Annotated in this window: 14 protein-coding genes and 1 other annotated feature; of the genes, 13 read left to right on the top strand and 1 reads right to left on the bottom strand. The window is 45.8% G+C overall.

The features are described 5' to 3' along the window. Positions 1–109: 109 nt before the first annotated feature. The 10 genes from NV379_RS24165 (at position 110) to leuS (ending at position 9,260) form a co-directional block, all read left to right on the top strand. Positions 110–607: a YqeG family HAD IIIA-type phosphatase gene (locus NV379_RS24165; protein WP_258209912.1), complete on the top strand. Its 498-nt coding sequence runs from the start codon at positions 110–112 to the stop codon at positions 605–607. Positions 608–646: 39 nt separating this feature from the next. After that, positions 647–1,759 carry a ribosome biogenesis GTPase YqeH gene (gene yqeH / locus NV379_RS24160; RefSeq protein ID WP_258209911.1) on the top strand — a complete coding sequence of 371 codons (1,113 nt, stop codon included), beginning with the start codon at positions 647–649 and terminating at the stop codon, positions 1,757–1,759. 193 nt (positions 1,760–1,952) lie between these two features. Continuing rightward, on the top strand, positions 1,953–2,816 hold the full coding sequence (locus NV379_RS24155; protein ID WP_258209910.1) for a shikimate dehydrogenase: 864 nt from the start codon (positions 1,953–1,955) through the stop codon (positions 2,814–2,816). 7 nt (positions 2,817–2,823) lie between these two features. After that, the gene (gene yhbY, locus NV379_RS24150) at positions 2,824–3,123 is read left to right on the top strand and encodes a ribosome assembly RNA-binding protein YhbY (protein WP_258209909.1); all 300 of its coding nucleotides are present in this window, start codon (positions 2,824–2,826) and stop codon (positions 3,121–3,123) included. A gap of 24 nt (positions 3,124–3,147) precedes the next feature. After that, positions 3,148–3,735: a nicotinate-nucleotide adenylyltransferase gene (locus NV379_RS24145; protein WP_258209908.1), complete on the top strand. Its 588-nt coding sequence runs from the start codon at positions 3,148–3,150 to the stop codon at positions 3,733–3,735. Continuing rightward, the gene (gene yqeK, locus NV379_RS24140; RefSeq protein WP_258209907.1) at positions 3,725–4,291 is read left to right on the top strand and encodes a bis(5'-nucleosyl)-tetraphosphatase (symmetrical) YqeK; all 567 of its coding nucleotides are present in this window, start codon (positions 3,725–3,727) and stop codon (positions 4,289–4,291) included. The genes NV379_RS24145 and yqeK overlap by 11 nt, the downstream gene beginning before the upstream one ends. A gap of 33 nt (positions 4,292–4,324) precedes the next feature. Further along, on the top strand, positions 4,325–4,672 hold the full coding sequence (rsfS, locus tag NV379_RS24135; protein ID WP_258209906.1) for a ribosome silencing factor: 348 nt from the start codon (positions 4,325–4,327) through the stop codon (positions 4,670–4,672). After that, positions 4,669–5,550, top strand: coding sequence for a CvfB family protein (locus NV379_RS24130; protein ID WP_258209905.1), 882 nt, complete (start codon positions 4,669–4,671; stop codon positions 5,548–5,550). Before rsfS ends, NV379_RS24130 begins: the two co-directional genes overlap by 4 nt. A 98-nt stretch (positions 5,551–5,648) precedes the next feature. Then, the gene (locus NV379_RS24125) at positions 5,649–6,401 is read left to right on the top strand and encodes a class I SAM-dependent DNA methyltransferase (RefSeq protein ID WP_258209904.1); all 753 of its coding nucleotides are present in this window, start codon (positions 5,649–5,651) and stop codon (positions 6,399–6,401) included. A gap of 94 nt (positions 6,402–6,495) precedes the next feature. Continuing rightward, positions 6,496–6,744, top strand: a binding site (T-box leader). Positions 6,745–6,812: 68 nt separating this feature from the next. Further along, complete coding sequence (leuS, locus tag NV379_RS24120; RefSeq protein ID WP_258209903.1) at positions 6,813–9,260, top strand: leucine--tRNA ligase; 2,448 nt, start codon at positions 6,813–6,815, stop codon at positions 9,258–9,260. Positions 9,261–9,459: 199 nt separating this feature from the next. On the opposite strand, the gene comER is transcribed toward leuS, so the two are convergent. Continuing rightward, positions 9,460–10,287 carry a late competence protein ComER gene (gene comER / locus NV379_RS24115; protein WP_258209902.1) on the bottom strand — a complete coding sequence of 276 codons (828 nt, stop codon included), beginning with the start codon at positions 10,285–10,287 and terminating at the stop codon, positions 9,460–9,462. A 173-nt stretch (positions 10,288–10,460) separates the two neighbouring features. On the opposite strand from comER, the gene NV379_RS24110 reads away from it, so the two are divergent. The 3 genes from NV379_RS24110 to NV379_RS24100 all read left to right on the top strand — a co-directional run bounded on the left by NV379_RS24110 (position 10,461) and on the right by NV379_RS24100 (position 14,447). Continuing rightward, the gene (locus tag NV379_RS24110) at positions 10,461–11,135 is read left to right on the top strand and encodes a ComEA family DNA-binding protein (RefSeq protein ID WP_258209901.1); all 675 of its coding nucleotides are present in this window, start codon (positions 10,461–10,463) and stop codon (positions 11,133–11,135) included. A gap of 81 nt (positions 11,136–11,216) precedes the next feature. Next, positions 11,217–11,729, top strand: coding sequence for a deoxycytidylate deaminase (locus NV379_RS24105; RefSeq protein WP_258209900.1), 513 nt, complete (start codon positions 11,217–11,219; stop codon positions 11,727–11,729). Between the two features lie 96 nt (positions 11,730–11,825). Next, positions 11,826–14,447, top strand: a complete 2,622-nt coding sequence (locus NV379_RS24100; RefSeq protein ID WP_258209899.1) for a DNA internalization-related competence protein ComEC/Rec2 — start codon at positions 11,826–11,828, stop codon at positions 14,445–14,447. The last annotated feature ends 48 nt before the right edge of the window (positions 14,448–14,495 follow it).

Raw genomic sequence — 14,495 nt, 5'->3', positions numbered from 1 at the left:
CCTACTCGTGAAAGGGCGAGAGGGTTTCTTTGTCTAGGGAATCCTTTGAACCCAGTGAGTAAGTGTGGTATAGTTTCGTATAGATTAGGAACATTTTGGGGTGAACCATTTGTTTACAAAGCTCGTGCCGAAACAGTCCGTCCGGACCGTATATGAAATAGATTTAGAGCAGCTATGGAATCAGGGAAAGCGCGGTATTATTACCGATCTGGATAATACGCTAGTTGGAGCGAGAGATCCACATGCAACGCCAGAACTATTGAAGTGGTTGGACAAGGTCCGTGAACTCGGTTTTAAAGTGATTATCGTCTCGAATAATTATCATGAGCGGGTATCTATATTTTCGAAGCCGCTTGATATTCCATTTATTCATAAGGCGAAGAAACCGACAAGCATTCCTTTCCATAAGGCAATGAAAATGATTGGTACAACCGCAGATGAGACGATCATGATCGGTGATCAGATGATGACAGATGTTCTAGGCGGTAATCGTCTAGGTTTGTATACGATTCTAGTGAATCCGATTGCACCGAAAGATGAAGGTGTGTTCACCAAGGTAGTGAATCGCAATTTGGAGAAAATCGCTTTACGTTTTATGAAGAAATGAATTCTTGCATGAGGCAAGACCAGGAGGACATGTACACAAATGAGTGAAGAAGTATTGTATTGCGCGGGTTGCGGCGTGAAGTTACAGCTTGAAGACCCAAGCAAACTGGGTTTCGTTCCAGAAGAAGCCTTATTAAAGGAACCCGTTATTTGTCAGCGTTGTTATCGCATTAAGCATTATAATGAATCAAGTTCAATTGCACTGGATCAAGATGACTTTTTGAAAATATTAGGCGGTATCGGCAAGACGAATTCACTTGTTGTGAATATCGTTGATATTTTTGATTTCGAGGGAAGCATGATCTCAGGTTTGCAGCGTTTCGTAGGGAATAACCCGATCATTCTCGTTGTGAATAAAATTGACTTACTGCCAAAAGTAACGAATTATAACCGAATCGTGAACTGGGTACAAAAGCACGCGAAGCAGAATGGCTTGCGTGTTGTGGATGTCGTGCTTTGTTCCGCGAAGCGCAATATGGGGTTTGATCGTGTGATTGAATCACTTGGTGAGCATCGTGGCAATCAAGATATTTATGTGGTCGGGGCAACGAACGTAGGTAAATCTACTCTAATTAACCGTCTAATCTCTGATTTCAGTGATCTGCAATCGGAACTTACGACTTCCTCATACCCAGGAACAACACTTGATCTCGTTAAAATTCCGCTTGAGGATGGCAAATACATCGTAGATACACCAGGTATCGTGTACAAGCACCGTCTAACGGAGTTGATCTCGCGTCGCGACCTTGGTAAAGTGATGCCGAGCAACACGATTAAGCCGATGATCTATCAATTAAACGAAGCACAGACGCTATTCATTGGCGCACTTGCTCGTTTTGATTTCATCAAAGGGGATCGTCAATCATTCACGTTCTATATCGCTAATAGTTTGAAGCTGCACCGTACGAAGCTAGATCGTGCAGATGATTTGTATGCAGGACACAAGGGTGAACTATTAACACCACCGTCCAAAGACGATGTAGACAACTTACCAAGCTTCGTGAAACAGCAAATCTCCATTCCGCGGGGCAAAGAGATGGACATCCTGATCTCCGGGCTTGGCTGGATCAAAATCAACAGCAAAGCCGGCGCTGAAATCGCCATCCACGCCCCTAAAGGCGTGAAAGTTGTTGTTCGTGAGTCTTTAATTTAATAAAAATAACGTGATTTAAAAGTGTTACGGAGGAAAAAAGAGTCACTGGAAGAGCGGTAGCGACCGATTTTGAAAGAGTAAATATACCTTATAATTAATTCAAAAGTTTACGATTTCACCGGAGGCTGGAAGTGATTCTTTTATCCGCAGTAACTCCCACTTTTTAATCACAAGTCGCTAGGGGGAATAGCGCATGAAAAAAGGCCTTTTAAACAGTCAGACGGTGCTTTATGGGGTGCTCGGTGACCCGATTGGTCACTCACGCTCGCCAATTATGCATAACCGTGCATTTCGTGAATTGGGATTGAATGCGGCTTACACGGCTTTTCATGTTTCGGCCGATCGGCTGCATGGAGCCGTCGAAGGGATTCGTGCGCTAGGACTTGGCGGGGTGAATGTCACCATTCCACATAAAGTGGAGATCATGCCATATCTCGATCACATTGATGAAGGCGCACGTGTTGCAGGTGCGGTGAATACCGTTGTGAATCGCGGCGGTGTACTGACAGGCTATAATACCGATGGAATCGGCTATGTTCGTTCTTTGAAGGAAGAGACAGGTGTTGATCTAACGACAGCACGAGTGCTCATACTTGGAGCGGGTGGAGCAGCTCGAGGAGTTGCATACGAGCTTGCTCGTGAAGGCGTTCCATGTATCTATATCGCCAATCGTACGAGCAAACGTGCGAACGAACTCGCAGCGATTATTGACAAGTATACCGAAGCGATTGGACTTGGAATGGATGAAATAGGGGACATTATGCATGAAGTTACGATCGTGATTAACACGACATCGGTCGGCATGTCTCCGAACGTCAATGAGACTCCATTGTCAGCGGATTACTTGCATCGTGGTTTAATCGTTAGTGATCTGATTTATAACCCTAGAGTAACGAAGCTCCTGCAAGAAGCAGAGGCATGCGGAGCACGTCCGCATGGTGGGCTGGGGATGTTTATTTTTCAAGGTGCATGTGCATTCGAACTTTGGACAGGCAAACCTGCTCCTATCGAAGTCATGCGAGAGATCGTATTAGAATCATTACAGAATAGAGGCTGAATTTCATATGTTAACAGGTAAACAAAAGCGTTTTTTAAGAGCGGAAGCACATCATTTGACACCCATCTTCCAAGTAGGTAAAGGCGGCGTTAATGAACAATTGATCACTCACATTCTTGAAGCGATCGAGCCTAGAGAATTAATCAAAGTATCTGTGCTGAACAACTGCATGGAAGATCGTGATGAAGTTGCACAAGAAATCGCACAGCAATCTGGTTGTGAGCTAGTACAAGTAATCGGTAAGACAATCGTATTGTACAAAGAATCCAAAGATCACAAGCAAATCGTGCTTCCGAAAAGCAAGTAGTTCAGCAGGACACGGAGGAAATGTATGCGAATCGGAATTATGGGCGGTACGTTCGACCCTATTCATATTGGGCATTTAATTGCCGCAGAACGTGCTAGAGTCGATGGAGGACTAGATGAAGTATGGTTCATGCCGACTTTCGTCCCGCCTCATAAAGAACGTGCTCCGCTGGGCTCACCTGAGCAGCGCCTAGAGATGGTACGTCTTGCGACAGAGGAAAATCCGCATTTCAAGGCGTGTGACTTCGAGCTTCGTAAAGGCGGAGTTTCTTATTCGATCTACACGGTGGAACAACTAACTGCAGCTCATCCCGCGTATTCTTTTTATTACATTATCGGCGGTGATATGGTGCAGTATCTTCCAAAGTGGTTCGAGATCGATAGGCTCGTGACGAAGGTTAAGTTTCTTGGACTTGATCGAGGTGGCTATGTGATTGACCATGATCAATTACCGGCGCAAATTTCCTCAGTCGTTACGATGGTGGAGATGCCGAATATCGAGCTTTCCTCTACATTTATTCGAAGCAAAGTACATGCTGGTGATTCGATTCGTTACTTGGTAACGGAGTCAGTCAATACCTATATCAAGGAGTGTGGGCTTTATGAATCGTGAACAATTAATTGAGATTGTACGTGAACAGATGCCCGAGAAGCGCTGGCAGCACACGCTTGGTGTGATGGAAACATCGGTTAGGCTGGCTGAGCAATATGGTGCTGATCCTGCGAAAGCTGAACTTGCCGCGATATTGCATGATTACTGTAAATATTGGCAGGTAGATGAGCAAGCGGAAGTCGTGCGTGAGAGCGGTCGTGACCTAGAAGTATTGGAATACGACAAGCAGTTATGGCATGCACCTGCGGCGGCTTGGATTGCCGAGGAAACGTTTCAGATCGAAGATGAAGATATTCTTAATGCGATTCGCTATCATACATCCGGTCGTCCCAATATGTCTTTACTTGAAAAAATCGTCGGTTTAGCCGATTATATAGAGCCTGGCCGAGACTTCCCAGGAGTTGAACGACTGCGTGAATTAGCAGCAACTTCTCTTGATGAAGCATTACTAGCAGGTTTTGAAGGAACGATCCGTGTGTTATTGGATCAGAGAAAGATTGTGTATCCGCTGACGCTATTAACTCGTAATGATCTCGTAGCTAAGCTGAACATGTAATTAAATAAGGGTCTAATGATGAGGAGGACGAGAGTGAGCCTATCCCCAAAGCAATTAATGGAACTGATCGTTCATGCTGTCGACGATAAGAAGGCGATGAATGTGGTCACTTTGAACGTTACCGAAATTTCGATGGTATCGGATTACTTTGTTATATGCAGTGGTAATTCCGAAACGCAAGTACAGGCGATAGCAACTGAAGCACGCAAAAAAGCGGATGCAAAAGGTGTGAAAGTTCGCGGTATCGAAGGTTTTGACACAGCGAAATGGGTGCTTATTGATATGGGTGACGTTGTGCTCCACGTATTCCATCGGGATGATCGAGAATACTACAACATAGAACGGATATGGTCCGATGCGAAAGTGGTGGAACGGATATGAGTTTTGAAGCAGGAACAATGGCAACCTTAGAGGTTGCTCGTGAAATTGCGCCTAATGGATATTTTTTAACGGATGGCGAACAAGATATTTTATTGCATTACAGTGAGATCGTCGGCAAAATTAAAATCGGTGAGCGTGTTGAGGTTTTCCTTTATCATGACACTTACGACCGTATGATGGCGACAATGAATCGTCCGCTTCTTCTTAAAGGACAGACAGCTAAGCTTGAAGTCGTGGACATTCATCCACGCTTCGGTATTTTCCTAGAGATGGGACTGGGTCGCAATCTATTGCTGCCCGTTCGTGAATTGCCGGAGAAGAAAGAGCTTCGTCCAGTTGTAGGCGACCACGTGTACGTTACGATGGATACGGATAAATCCGGTCGCTTGATCGCGAAGACGACTCGTGAAGATGAGTTGATTAGACTTTGCGTACATGCACCTGAATCCTGGAAGAATCGTTGGGTTGACGCTACGGTGTACAAACCTTTGCAAATGGGCACATTCGTAGTCTGTGATGCAGGCGTACTTGGTTTTGGTGTGATCGGTCTTATTCCTGGCGGTGAGCGTCCGCGTGCACTTCGTCAAGGTGAGACGGTTAAAGTGCGTGTTACTCACGTTCGTCCTGAGGATGGCCGTGTGAACCTTTCGATGAAAGCAGCGAAGGAAATTAGCCGTACAGATGATGCCGAAGTCATCTTGCAAATGATGAAAGATCGCCCAGACGGTGGTATTCCGTATTCGGATAAGACAGAAGCAGATATTATTATGAGCCGCTTTGGCTTTAGTAAATCAGCGTTCAAACGTGCGCTTGGCAAGCTTCTGAAGGAAGATTTGATCGAGCTTAAAGAGAACTGGACATATTTGAAGAAGAAGTAAGCAGGAGGGTCGGCGAGCATAAGCTCGGCGGCCTTTTTTGGAACTGATTAGAAAGTGAAACGATTGTTTTGCGATTATAAAAGGAGTGAACGGCGACGATGGCATACGAACAATTCGCCTATACATACGATCGACTAATGGCTGACATGCCTTACGACAGCTGGATCGCGTGGTTTGAACAAAGTTGTCTGAGCAAAGGACTAAACCCTCGTACGGTCGTGGATCTAGGCTGTGGTACAGGAACAATTGCAATTCCTCTTGCTTCAAAAGGATACAAAGTGTTCGGTGTTGATCTATCCGAAGATATGCTCGCTGTCGCGCAGGATAAATCGCAAGGCGCAAAGCTGCCTGCAAGCGGCTCTGTCACGTGGCTACAAGGCGATCTTCGCGACTGGGTCTTGCCTGAGAAGGTGGATGTGGCGATATCGCTTTGCGATTGCATGAACTATGTGCTGGATGAGGAAGGAATCATCGCGGCGATTCAAAGCGTATACGATGGACTCGTGGATGGGGGCTTGTTCCTATTCGATGTGCATACCCCGCAACTCTTACGCAATTACGCGGCTGAGCAGCCGTATGTATTAGATGAAGAGGAAATTGCCTATACTTGGGTATGTGAGCTGGATGAGGAAGAGATGACGATTCATCATCAGTTGTCGATTTTTTCACAAGAACCAAGTGGGTTGTATCGGCGGACAGATGAAGAACATGTACAGCGTGCATATGAGCTTGATTGGTTGAGCGAGCAGCTCCGTGCGGTTGGATTTACGAATATCGAAGTGACTGCTGATTTTACGACAGATGCACCGAATAAAGCGACATCAAGAGCGTTCTTTTCTGCTCAAAAATAGTGAATTTGCACCTTTAAGCGTCAGGTTCTTGACACCAAGGGACATTTTTACATATAATCAACAACATATCGTTAGTTGAATTTAATCAATATATAAGATAGTGGATATGGAACAGTAACGAATGAACGTACTTACGCAGAGAGTCGGCGCTTGGTGGAAGCCGATAGACGGTCGTCGTGAACTCGCCATGGAGCTTGAAGGTGAACGAATCCTTTTTAACTTATAAAAGGTATTCCTAGCTGGAACGTTTACCCCGCGTTAAGGGGATCGAGTGAGCACTGGCAAAGTATGCCGGCTGCTAACTAGGGTGGTACCACGGGAATTATAACCTCTCGTCCCTAGCGTTAAAGCTAGAGGCGGGAGGTTTTTTGGTTTTTAATAATGAGTTTTTTGAATCGAGGAGGAAGTCGTATGACAGAAAGAGAGCAGTTTGGTTATAAACCAACGGAGCTAGAACCAAGATGGCAAAAATATTGGGATGAACATAAATCATTTAAGGTGCTTGATGATGAGAGCAAGCCGAAGTTCTACGCACTTGACATGTTCCCGTACCCATCCGGATCTGGACTTCACGTAGGTCACCCAGAGGGTTACACAGCGACAGACATCGTGTCTCGTTACAAGCGTATGAAAGGCTTTAACGTACTTCACCCAATGGGTTGGGATGCGTTCGGATTGCCTGCTGAGCAGTACGCACTTGATACAGGTAAACACCCGCTTGGCTTTACAGTGGAAAATATTAATACGTTCCGTGCTCAAATTAAATCGTTAGGCTTCTCCTACGATTGGGATCGTGAAATTTCCACGACGGATCCTGAGTACTACAAATGGACGCAGTGGATTTTCATCCAATTGTATAACAAAGGTCTTGCTTACGTAGACGAAGTACCTGTGAACTGGTGTCCAGCGCTTGGTACGGTACTTGCGAATGAAGAAGTAATTGACGGCTTATCCGAGCGTGGCGGTCACCCGGTTGTTCGCAAGCCAATGCGTCAATGGATCTTGAAGATTACAGAATACGCAGAGCGCTTGCTTGAAGATTTGGAAGAATTGGATTGGGCGGAAAGCATCAAGGATATGCAGCGTAACTGGATCGGTAAGTCCAAAGGGGCAGAGGTTCGTTTTGCAATCGAGGGCCATGCAGATTCGGAGTTAGTTGTATTTACAACACGTCCAGATACATTGTTCGGTGCGACGTACTGTGTACTTGCTCCAGAACATGATCTTGTGGCACGCATTACAACGCCTGAGCAAGAAGCAGCTGTTAAGGCGTACCAAGAGCAAGCATCTCGTAAGAGTGACTTGGAACGTACGGACTTAGCTAAGGAAAAATCCGGTGTGTTCACAGGTGCTTATGCGATTAATCCAGTCAATGGTGAGAAAACGCCAATCTGGATCGCAGACTATGTACTTGCTGGATACGGTACGGGCGCTATTATGGCGGTTCCTGCACATGATGAGCGTGACTGGGAATTTGCGAAGACTTTCGATCTTCCGATCATTGAAGTTGTATCAGGCGGTAACGTACAAGAAGAGGCGTACGCTGGCGATGGTGCACACGTGAACTCCGGTATTTTGGATGGCATGAGCAATGTAGATGCAATGGCTCGTATGATCGAGTGGTTGGAAGCGGAAGGCAAAGGTCAGGGTAAAGTGACTTATCGCTTGCGTGATTGGTTGTTCTCCCGTCAACGTTACTGGGGTGAGCCGATTCCAATTCTTCACTTGGAAGATGGCACAATGAAGACTGTTCCAGTATCGGAATTGCCGCTTATGTTGCCAGAAATGGACGTAATTGCACCGTCTGGTACAGGGGAATCACCGCTTGCGAATGCTACGGACTGGGTGAACACAATCGATCCAGAGACGGGTATGAAAGCGCGTCGTGAGACGAACACAATGCCACAATGGGCAGGTTCTTGCTGGTACTACTTGCGCTTTATCGATCCTCGCAACGACGAGCAGCTATGTTCTCCTGAATTGCTTGAGAAATGGTTGCCGGTTGATCTATACATCGGTGGTGCAGAGCATGCGGTACTTCACTTGTTGTACGCTCGTTTCTGGCACAAAGTGTTGTACGATCTAGGTGTTGTAACAACGAAAGAGCCGTTCCACAAGCTAGTGAACCAAGGTATGATCTTGGGTACGAATAATGAGAAGATGAGTAAGTCCCGCGGCAACGTTGTAAATCCAGATGAGATCGTGAACAACTTCGGTGCAGATACACTTCGTATGTACGAAATGTTCATGGGTCCTCTTGAAGCGACGAAGCCTTGGAACGAGAACGGGGTAGAAGGTTCTTACCGCTTCTTGGCTCGTATCTGGCGCTTGTTCGTGGATGAGAACACTGGTAAATTGAACGAGAAAATTACAGACGAGGCTTCCGCTGGCAACGATGCATTCAAGCGCGTATGGCACCGTTCGATCAAAAAAATAACCGAGGACCTTGAAGGTCTACGGTTCAATACAGCTATTTCACAAATGATGATCTTCGTGAATGAAGCTTATAAGACAGAAGTGCTTCCACTTGAAGCAATGAAAAACTTTGTACAAATGCTATCTCCAATTGCACCGCACATTGCAGAAGAATTGTGGGCGAAGCTTGGTGGTACAGAGTCTATCACTTACGCGGTGTGGCCAACTTTCGATGAAGCATGGACAGTGGACAACGAAGTTGAAATCGTCGTTCAGGTTAATGGTAAAATCGTCGAGCGTGTCATGATCTCCAAAGATCTTGCTGAAGCTGACATGCAAGAACTTGCACTTGGGATGGAAAAAGTCCAAGAAGCAATGGCAGGCAAAACAGTTCGTAAGATGATTGTTGTTAAAGGCAAGTTAGTCAATATCGTTGTTGGCTAATTAACCAATTACGAGTAGAGTGTGTTCAAAAAGTCGGGTCACTACGAAGAATGAGGGTGTTTCCGGTCGCTGTCTCAATCGTGAATTTTGAATTTATTTAATGGTATTCTCACGATTTCAAAGGCGAACGCTACGCTCCTACAACACCCTCATTCTTCTTCGTTTATCTTTTTGAACACGCTCGAATAGCGTCAAAACATTATTTTTTCGTCGTAAACAGGGACTCGACCTTCTCTAAATCTTCTTCATACTTGGCATGAGTGATGTGAACGAGCTTGTTGAATACACCAATGAGCTCGCCTTCCATCATGCGAAGTCCTTCAGCAGTAATTCCCCCTGGTACGGACACTCGATTCTGCACAATTGTTGGATCAAGCCCGCCAGATGTTAATAATTTTCCAGTTCCTAGTAACATTTCAGAAGCGAGTGAAGTTGCTTTCTCCGCAGGGATACCTGTCTCTTCAATCGCTGCATCAATAAACTTCTGCAAGACGAATGCCATAAAAGCAGGTCCACAGCTCGATAGATCTGAACAAATACGTGTATGCTCTTCTTCTACCCGTATCGGTGCCGAGATATGTGTGAGCAAGCTCTCTAATTCCTCAATATCTTCAGGCTGCATTCGTTCACTGTACATACATAGTGTTGCACCACTAAGTACCAAATTCGTAATGCTTGGAATGACTTTGGCGATTTTGCAAGGCATTTGATTTTCAAGATGTTTGATCAGAACCGATGATGTGATCGATACAACCGTCTGTGTGGGTAGAATGATTTTGCGAATCTCATCAATAACTTTCTTGAATTCAACAGGTTTGATACATAGAAACACAATGTCGCTATCCAGCACCACTTCAATATTAGAACGAGCTACGCTAACACCTGGATATTGCTCAGCTAAACGTTCCACTTTACTAACCGTGCGATTGCTAGCGATTATTTGTTGTGGAGCAAGTGCTCCCGACTGAATAAATGCTTCGATTAGAATACTTCCCATGCTGCCGGTGCCAATGAAGCCGACTCTCATCGCAATCCCCTCCCGGAACTTCACAAACGACCCAATTTATTTCTTCCATATATATGTGACACAGCTTGTCATCATTCGGCTTTGTCGAACAATATTTCAAAATGTAGATTTTATGATTTCATTATTTCATTATGATTATGGAGGTAAGTCTATTGCATCTATTATCTAGAAAAATGACTCTTTGGTTCTTGATCGCCTGTGGTGGAATTGGAGTTGCAATCTATATCCTCGTCTCATCGAGTAACACGAATCCGCTGTCGGAAGGGTTCAAAGAAGTGAATAAAGAGATGGAAGTGCTGTTAAAGCAGCATGGAGGTTCGAAGACGGAGAAGGATGGCACAACAAGTAATAATCCTGCGAACAGTAATCAAAGTAAAGGAACAACAGGTACGCAGTCGCAAGTTGGTGGAGCGGGACAAGCTTCGCAATCAGGTTCCACTACGCAAGGAGGAGGGGCTTCTGTTCAGCAGGGTTCCAATTCGAATACAGAAGCATCTTCTGCCTCGGGTTCTGACTCATCACGAAGTTCCAATGGAGACTCAAGTCTAAATACTAACTCAAGTCCAAGTTCTAGTTCTAGCCAGAGCTCGAACGAAAAGAATTCCAGTAGTTCTTCAAAGTCAAGCGCAGCAGCTTCAACCACTAACAAATCCGGCAAAATCAACCTTAACACGGCTACCGCCACCCAGCTCGAAACCCTACCTGGGATTGGACCAAGTAAGTCACAAGCCATTCTTGATCATCGCAAGAAAATAGGCGGCTTCAAATCAGTCAAAGAACTGGATAGCGTGAAAGGGATTGGGGAGAAGATGTTAGCGAAGATAGAGCCCCTTGTATATGTCGATTAGCCGTTCAATCATGCCTTTCCATTACGTGCAAAATATGAGAAAATAAGCACAAACCCCTTCAAATGGATAGCAGGTGATTTTATGGCAATGAGAAAAGATTGGGATACTTACTTTATGGATATCGCCTATATGGCTTCAACGCGCTCCCGCTGTGAACGACGACATGTCGGTGCAGTGCTTGTTAAGGGCAAGAAGCTACTAGGTACTGCATATAATGGCGCACCTATGGGTGTACCGGATTGTACGGAAGCGGGCTGTATGCTTGTTGAAGAGTATGAGTTAAAAGTGGTTGAGGGCAAGGAAGAGATGATTCGCAAAGAACGCTGCATTCGCACGATTCATGCGGAACAGAACTTATTGTTGTTCACAGATATGCACAACCGTGAAGGTGCAACTGTTTATGTAACAGATCAGCCATGCTGGACATGTGCGAACATGCTTGCGAATTCTGGCGTAACAGAGATTGTGTATCATCGCTCTTACCCGAAAGACAGCAGTAAAGTAAGTCATCTGATGCAGACTAGGCAAATTGTGTTCCGTCAATTAACGACTTACGAGCCGCCTATTGGCACAGTAAGTGTTGTTACGAACTAAATATGTTATGAATGAAATAATTGTACGAGGAAGCACCTCATTTTTGCGCAAGCAGAAGTGGGGTGCTTTTTGTGCATATGGAAGGATCAAGTGAATATGAACAATCGAATCATATGGATCACAATTGCTTGGGTAATAGGTTATGGACTGCAAATTTATTATGAATGGACCAAAGTAGGCTATGTGATGGCAGGGGCTGCCTTGCTGAGTTGTGTGCTCATTCATGTACTCAAACTTCCACATCGAGATAAGCTTACGATTGCCCTTGTCGCCATCATCGCAATTGGCTACTATCACGGTAATGACAGTCGGAATCAGACCGCAATTCCATTAGAGCACGAGAATACCGAAGTTGTGGCAAAAGGAGACATCGCCTCCCCGGTCGAAATCGACGGGGATAAAGTTAGCTTTACGCTCGACGTGAGTGAGCTGTCGCATACGTCGGCTCAAATCGTTGCTAATAGCTTGGCACAAGCGCTAACAGCAACGGTCAACACCTCTGTAGCGGCAAGCTCGACTCAGTCATCGGCGGCAACACCAACCCCAACCGCGCTCCCCGCCAAGGAGCGCGTCCAAATCTCCCTCCGCCTCACGCAGCAGGCGGAGCAGACCACCGCTAGCGCATGGAGGCGCGGGGACCGGATCACGATCCGGTCGACCCTTGTGCGCCCAACGCCAGCCCAGAACTACGGCGGCTTCGATTACCGCCGCTACCTTCGCGAGCACCGCATCCATTGGATGCTCGAAGCCAAAGGCACAGCCTCCGTCACCGTGGTGGCTGCTCCTAAAGCGCTTAGCGCAGTCCAAGTGCTGCGCCAGACAGATACCTTGCGTTCGTACCTCGCAGCCCGCATCGACCTTCTCTTCGCGCCGGAGCACGCTCCGCTTATGAAGGGCATGCTGCTTGGCATGAACGATGCCTTGGAGCCCGAACGCTTTACTCAATTCTCTTCGCTAGGGCTTACACATATCATTGCAATCTCTGGACTGAACGTAGCTGTCTTTTTAGGTGCGCTTATCGCAATTTTCAAGCGTTTTCGACTATCTAAGGAAACATATCTACTCGTCAGTATTTGTATGATGCCACCGTACATTCTGCTTACAGGAGCTTCACCATCCATCGTCCGAGCAGGGATTATGGCGATGATTGGGCTCTGGGCAACCAGACAAGGGCACTTGAAAGATGTGCTTCATATCTTGTGTATCGTTGCCATTATCCTGCTAATCTGGGAACCTTACATGGTGCTTGATGTATCTTTTCAATTATCTTTTATCGCAACAGCTGGATTAATTTGGGCGGCGCCTCGTGTAATGAAGTTGCTACCATCTGATCGACCGAAGTTGTATGGCGCACTTACAGTAATGGGAGTATCGCAACTCGTTTCTTTTCCACTATCGATTTACTACTTTAACCAGTTTTCCTTGTTATCCCCGATTGCTAATCTGCTGCTCGTCCCTATCTTTTCTCTAGTCGTCTATCCAGTTGGCTTACTAGCGTTAGTATTCGGTCTCATTTGGCTGCCACTAGGGAAGCTGCTGGGCACATTGCTTGGGTATCTGAACAGTGTACTGTTTCAAACGATGGATTTAATGGCGCAGTGGAAGGGGGCAATGATCTGGCCATCGCCTACGATTCTCTGGATCATGGCGTATTTTGGATTGCTGCTTGTCATGTACGCATTTATCGCCAAGTGGTTCGCTTATCGAAGCGGTCAAGTCGAGCCGAACGAGTGGATTGCAGCAAGAGGAAAGGTGACATTTTACCGGTCAGTAACCATATACGGCTCTATCTTAACTCTTATTGCATGGATGTTCCTGCTTTTTGTCGGTTATTCACCAGACAGCTTAAGCGGAAAAGGAGAAGTACAGTTCATTAGCATCGGTCAGGGAGACTCTATTCTCATACGAACACCGACAGGCAAGCGCGCATTAATTGATGGAGGCGGTACGATTACTTTTCGCAAAGCAGGCGAGGAATGGAAAATTCGACGAGATCCTTATGAAGTAGGACGCAAGCTTCTTGTACCACTTCTGAAGAAACGTGGCGTTCATGAACTGGATTGGGTGTTCTTAAGTCACGCCGATGCAGACCATGCTGGTGGACTTGCTGCAGTATTAAAGGACATTCCTGTGAAGAACTTTGTGTTTAATGGAACGTATAAACCATCAGCAGATAATGCGAGTTTGTTTCAGACTGTACTTGCAAAATCTATTTCGCTTCGTGCTGTCCAAAGCGGACAGACACTTACACTTGATGAGAAAACGAAGCTGCATATTCTTTTTCCTCATGCGAATGAAGATGGGAATGAAGTTAAGATCGAAGCCGAACAGAATGAAAGCTCGATCGTTTTTTTGCTGGAGATGGATGGTACGAAGTGGCTGTTTGTCGGTGATCTGGGTTCGAAGACAGAGCTCGGACTACTTCAGACATGGCAGCAGAAACATCCTAACAATCCTTATGGACCAATCGATGTGCTGAAAGTGGGGCATCACGGTTCCAAGCATTCGACATCCAGAGAGTGGCTTGCATGGTGGCAACCTAAGGTAGCAGTAATCTCAGTAGGGGAGAAGAATAGCTACGGGCACCCATCAGAGGCGACCCTTCAGCGTTTAGCTGAGTCTGAAAGTTCTGTTTTCCGAACAGACCGAATGGGTGAAATACAGGCAATTGTCCAAGATGGGATCATCTCATGGCGAACCAAAAATGCACCGAAATAAGGAATTTTTGAGATTCCCTCATTTTTTTGCTATTCTAGAGAGGAAAAT

Source organism: Paenibacillus radicibacter (assembly GCF_024721995.1).
GTDB lineage: Bacteria > Bacillota > Bacilli > Paenibacillales > NBRC-103111 > Paenibacillus_AM > Paenibacillus_AM radicibacter.
Note: the sequence above shows the minus strand (reverse complement) of the source record. Positions and strands in the feature narration are given on the sequence as shown.

Coding starts and splice junctions, on each gene's coding strand:
- yqeK (WP_258209907.1), top strand. CDS start 3,725: ATGAATCGTGAACAATTAATTGAGATTGTACGTGAACAGATGCCCGAG.
- NV379_RS24100 (WP_258209899.1), top strand. CDS start 11,826: ATGAACAATCGAATCATATGGATCACAATTGCTTGGGTAATAGGTTAT.
- NV379_RS24110 (WP_258209901.1), top strand. CDS start 10,461: ATGACTCTTTGGTTCTTGATCGCCTGTGGTGGAATTGGAGTTGCAATC.
- NV379_RS24155 (WP_258209910.1), top strand. CDS start 1,953: ATGAAAAAAGGCCTTTTAAACAGTCAGACGGTGCTTTATGGGGTGCTC.
- yhbY (WP_258209909.1), top strand. CDS start 2,824: ATGTTAACAGGTAAACAAAAGCGTTTTTTAAGAGCGGAAGCACATCAT.
- leuS (WP_258209903.1), top strand. CDS start 6,813: ATGACAGAAAGAGAGCAGTTTGGTTATAAACCAACGGAGCTAGAACCA.
- NV379_RS24105 (WP_258209900.1), top strand. CDS start 11,217: ATGGCAATGAGAAAAGATTGGGATACTTACTTTATGGATATCGCCTAT.
- comER (WP_258209902.1), bottom strand. CDS start 10,287: ATGAGAGTCGGCTTCATTGGCACCGGCAGCATGGGAAGTATTCTAATC.
- yqeH (WP_258209911.1), top strand. CDS start 647: ATGAGTGAAGAAGTATTGTATTGCGCGGGTTGCGGCGTGAAGTTACAG.
- NV379_RS24125 (WP_258209904.1), top strand. CDS start 5,649: ATGGCATACGAACAATTCGCCTATACATACGATCGACTAATGGCTGAC.
- NV379_RS24145 (WP_258209908.1), top strand. CDS start 3,148: ATGCGAATCGGAATTATGGGCGGTACGTTCGACCCTATTCATATTGGG.
- NV379_RS24130 (WP_258209905.1), top strand. CDS start 4,669: ATGAGTTTTGAAGCAGGAACAATGGCAACCTTAGAGGTTGCTCGTGAA.